Origin of the sequence: uncultured Cardiobacterium sp. (assembly GCF_938028185.1) — a bacterium.
Classification (GTDB): Bacteria; Pseudomonadota; Gammaproteobacteria; order Cardiobacteriales; family Cardiobacteriaceae; genus Cardiobacterium.
Genome location: NZ_CALJAH010000193.1, coordinates 1 through 3,959 on the forward strand (window position 1 = coordinate 1; position 3,959 = coordinate 3,959).

Consider the following 3,959-nt stretch of genomic DNA (forward strand, 5'->3'; position numbering starts at 1 on the left):
CGGCAGTGCCAGCCAACACCTTGCGCTGAATGTGATTAACGTCAATGATGCGCCGTATATAAGTGCTCCTTTCTCTTTGCACAGCACGAATAGTGGCGGAGAAATAAAATGTAATTCGCGAACCTATATACGGGATATAGATAAAGGCGACAAATTAACCTTTAGTGCTGAAATGAGTGATGGTCAGCCATTGCCTTCCTGGCTTTCCATAAACGCCGAAACGGGTGTTTTAACTGGGACTCTGCCTTTTGCTCGTGAGACAAAAGATTATTACGTCAGAATAACGGCTACCGACAAGGCAGGCGCGTCTACCAGCGGTGTACTACTAATTAGAGGCGAGTTTAGAAGAGGTGGAAGAAACGGTACCGATAATGACGATATATTAAAAGGAGGATTGCCGCGAATGAATATGATAATTCATGGTTATGGCGGCAATGATACAATTACTGGAAGCAATCTTCATGATGATTTGTACGGTGATAAAGGAAATGATGTTTTGGATGGTGGGAGCGGTAATGACATCTACCATTTCGCACGCGGAGACGGTAATGACATCATCAACAACCACGATACCGGAGCGAGACGGCATGACAGTATTGATTTCAGCGACATGAACCGCAGCGATTTTGACATCCGTCGCGAAGGCAACAATCTCGTCTTGCGTAGCAAGGATGGAAACAACCAAATCACCGTTACCAACCATTTCCAGCCGGGCTGGCAAATAGACAGTATTTACTTTGCCGACGGCATGACGCTTGACCATGACGCCATTAATTCCTTGACCGGCGCGCAAAATCCACCGCAGGGGAACTATACGGACCCCGCTGCCCAAGCGTTGCAGATGAACCAGGCGATTGCTTCACTGAATAGCCAGGCGCAGCCGCTGGATGCGTTAGCCACACCGGACTTGCAACCACGCCCGTTGCTGGCAGCGGGCAATCTCTGATTGCGGCGTCTTTATTGGCCATGAAAAAGCCCCTGTTCGCAGGGGCTTGTTGTTATAGTCATCCTCACAAACGCTGTACGATGAGGTGGCGTAGCTATAGCTATCCACCGAAAGCCTCATACTGTGTTGCGCCACTAGCGGCGCGTCTTGTCTGAAACTTTCGGTGGATGGCTATACTACACTTGAGCGCTCCATGTGTATGTAAACGGATCCGGTAGGGGCGGTTGGCGCAGCGCCAAGTTATTGCTCTTGCAGCGAGAAACCGCCCGTTTCGTGTGGCGGGTGGTTACGGGCTTCGCCCTAACCACCCCTGAGCGCTCAAGGTGTATGTAAATGGTGTTGTGAGCCGTGGGGGCGGGTTTATGGCAGCACCGGTTCTTGGTCTTTTGCCGGGGCGGTGGTGGCTGCTTCGGGCGGGATGACCGGGTCGGGGACGGGGTTGAGCGCCGGGGCGGGCAGGGCGGCAGGGGTGTTGTCGGCTTCGGTTTCCGGCGGGGTGTCGTCGCCGTTCAGGTAGCGGAAGTAGCGGCTGTCCGGTTTGACGATGAGGGTGCTGCCGCCGAGGCTGTCGCGGTAGGCGTTGAGGCTGCGCCAGTAGCGGTAGAAGTCGAGGTCGGCGCCGTAGGCGGCCGCGTATTGTTTGGCGGCGGTGGCGTCGGCTTCGCCGCGCATGATGTCGGCTTCTTCGCGTGCTTTGGCCAGCAGTTCTGCCGCTTCGCGTTCGGCAGTGGCGCGGATGACCGAGGATTTTTCTTGTCCGCGCGCGCGGAAGTCTTTGGAGACGCGCTCGCGTTCGGCGCGCATCCGGTCGAAGACGCGGTCGCGGATTTCGTCGGAGAAGTCCACCCGTTTCAGGCGCACGCCGAGGACTTCGATGCCGTAGCGGCTTTCTGCCTGACTGGAGATGCGTTTGCTGGCGGCGTCCATGATGGTGCCCCGGTCTTGCGAGATGGCTTCTTTGACGGAGCGCTGCACGAATTCGCCGCGCAGGTTTTCTTTGACCATGTTGTCCAGGAGGCGGCTTGCCTGGTCAAAGTTGCCCTGGACGCTGGTGTAGAAGGTGCGGATGTCCTTGATGCGCCATTCGACGAAGTAGTCCACGATGAGCCATTTTTTTTCGTTGGTCATGAAGCGTTCGGGTTCAACGTCCAGGCGCTGGATGCGGGCGTCGAAGCGTTCGACGTTCTGCACGAAGGGGACTTTGAATTTGAGTCCGGCTTCGTCGTCGGTGCTGATGAGGCGCGAGAATTGGGTGACGACGGCGATTTGCCGTTCGTTGATGATGTAGGCGCTGCTGGCGAGGATGACGAGGGCGACCATGAGGGCCGCGATGAGGGCGTTGGTTTTGTGGTTCATGCGGGTTTCCTGGCGTTAGCGGCTGCGGCTGCGGTCGTTGCGGCTGTTGTTGCTGGCCGGGGTGCGGGGGGTGCCGGTTGTGGGCGCGGCGGGCTGGACAGTGATGGTGCTGTTGTCTGCCGCGCTGTTGTCGTCCTGGAGGGCGGGCAGGGCGGTGGTGGCCGGGGCGTCGCCGAGGTTGATGATGGGGCGCGCGCCGTCGGCATCGACCAGCACTTTGTTGCTGTGCGCGTAGATGCCAGCCATGGTGTCAAGGTAGAGGCGTTCGCGCATGACCGCCGGGTTTTCGCGGTAGGCGGCGAGCAGGTTGTTGAAGCGGCTGCTGTCGGCGGCGGCGCGGGCGAGGGTTTCGGCTTTGTAGGCTTGCGCGGCCTGTAGCAGGCGTTTGGCTTCGCCTCTGGCGACCGGGATGCGTTCGCGTGCGTAGGCTTCGGCTTCGAGGCCGAGGCGTTCTTCGTCTTCGCGGGCGCGCACGGCGTCTTCAAAGGCGTCTTGGACTTCGACCGGCGCGCGCGCGTCTTGCAGTTCGAAGGCGACGATTTCAAAGCCGAGGTTGTATTGTTCGAGGGTTTTTTCGATGATTTGTTTGGCTTCTTGTGGCCACTCGCCGCGTTTGTCGATGAGGATGTCGTCCACGGTGTTGCTGCCGACGACTTCGCGGATGGCGGAGATGACGATGTCGCGCAGCACTTCTTCGGGCTGGTTTGCCTGGAAGAGGTAGTTTTTCGCGTCGCGAATGCGGTATTGCACGGCGGCGCCGATTTCGACGATGTTTTCGTCGCTGGTCAGCATTTGTCCGTTGCGCTGGTCGCTGGTGCTGACGCGGCCGCTTTGGCTCTTGAATTCGCCGACGCGCATGGATGAGATGGAGGTGACGTCCACTTTGCTGACTTGGCCGAAGGGCGCGGGGACGTGCCAGTTGAGGCCGGCTTTGGTGGTGCGCAGGTAGCGGCCGAGGAAGGTTTCGACGCCGTTTTCGCGCTCGCGCACGGTGTAAACGCCGCTCGACAGCCAGGCGACGAAGGCGGCGGCGAGGATGAGCAGGATGATTTTGCCAGAGAGGCGGAAGGTGGCGGGGCTGCCGTTGTTGTCGCCGTTATTGTTGCTACGGCGCGGGTTGCGGCGCAGCAGTTTGTTGAAGAATTCGTCCAGATCCGGCGGCTGGTCGTTTTTTTTGTTGCCGTCGTTGTCGTTGCCCCAGGGGTCTTGTGCCATCGCGACCGGTTGTGGTCGGCGGCTCAGGTAGCCGAGCAAGAAGGTGAACATGGGTTGCGGGTTCCTTATTCGTTGAGGTCTGTATGGGTTTGGAGTTCAAAGCGGCGATTATACTTTGATTGTATCTGGTGATAATGCTTTTCGCGCAGGCGGATGTGCAGCCATTGGCTGCCGTCTGCGGCGCTGCGTTCTTCCAGCACGGCGTGTTCGGCGTAGAGCGCGGCGCGCAGTGCGCCTTCGTGTGGCGCGAGGTGCAGCCAGCCGCTTTTTTCGTCGCTTTTGAAGTGGGCGACGATGGCGTCGGTGAGCAATTCCACCCCCGCGCCGGTCAGTGCAGAGAGGAAGACGGCTTCCGCCTTGCCGTCCGCGCCCAGCTTGACGCGCGGGGCTTCGCCGCGCAGGTCGATTTTGTTATAGACGCGCAGGGTGGGGACGTCGGCGG

General features: G+C 58.9%; 3 protein-coding genes and 1 pseudogene. 1 reads left to right on the forward strand and 3 read right to left on the reverse strand.

Translation table 11 applies throughout. The annotated features are described in order from the left end of the window. Nucleotides 1-946, forward strand: a 946-nt coding sequence (locus tag Q0349_RS05635) for a putative Ig domain-containing protein (RefSeq protein WP_298079902.1), incomplete at its 5' end; no start/stop codon positions are given. Nucleotides 947-1,306: 360 nt separating this feature from the next. Here the strand turns inward: Q0349_RS05635 and hflC are convergent. The 3 genes and pseudogenes from hflC to Q0349_RS05650 form a co-directional block, all read right to left on the reverse strand. Then, complete coding sequence (gene hflC / locus Q0349_RS05640) at nucleotides 1,307-2,302, reverse strand: protease modulator HflC (protein ID WP_298079903.1); 996 nt, start codon at nucleotides 2,300-2,302, stop codon at nucleotides 1,307-1,309. A 15-nt stretch (nucleotides 2,303-2,317) separates the two neighbouring features. Further along, a complete protein-coding gene (gene hflK / locus Q0349_RS05645) occupies nucleotides 2,318-3,568 on the reverse strand; it encodes an FtsH protease activity modulator HflK (RefSeq protein WP_298079904.1) in 1,251 nt (416 codons plus the stop codon). A 14-nt stretch (nucleotides 3,569-3,582) separates the two neighbouring features. Continuing rightward, nucleotides 3,583-3,959 (reverse strand): annotated as a pseudogene (locus Q0349_RS05650) (GTPase HflX); the annotation flags it as partial.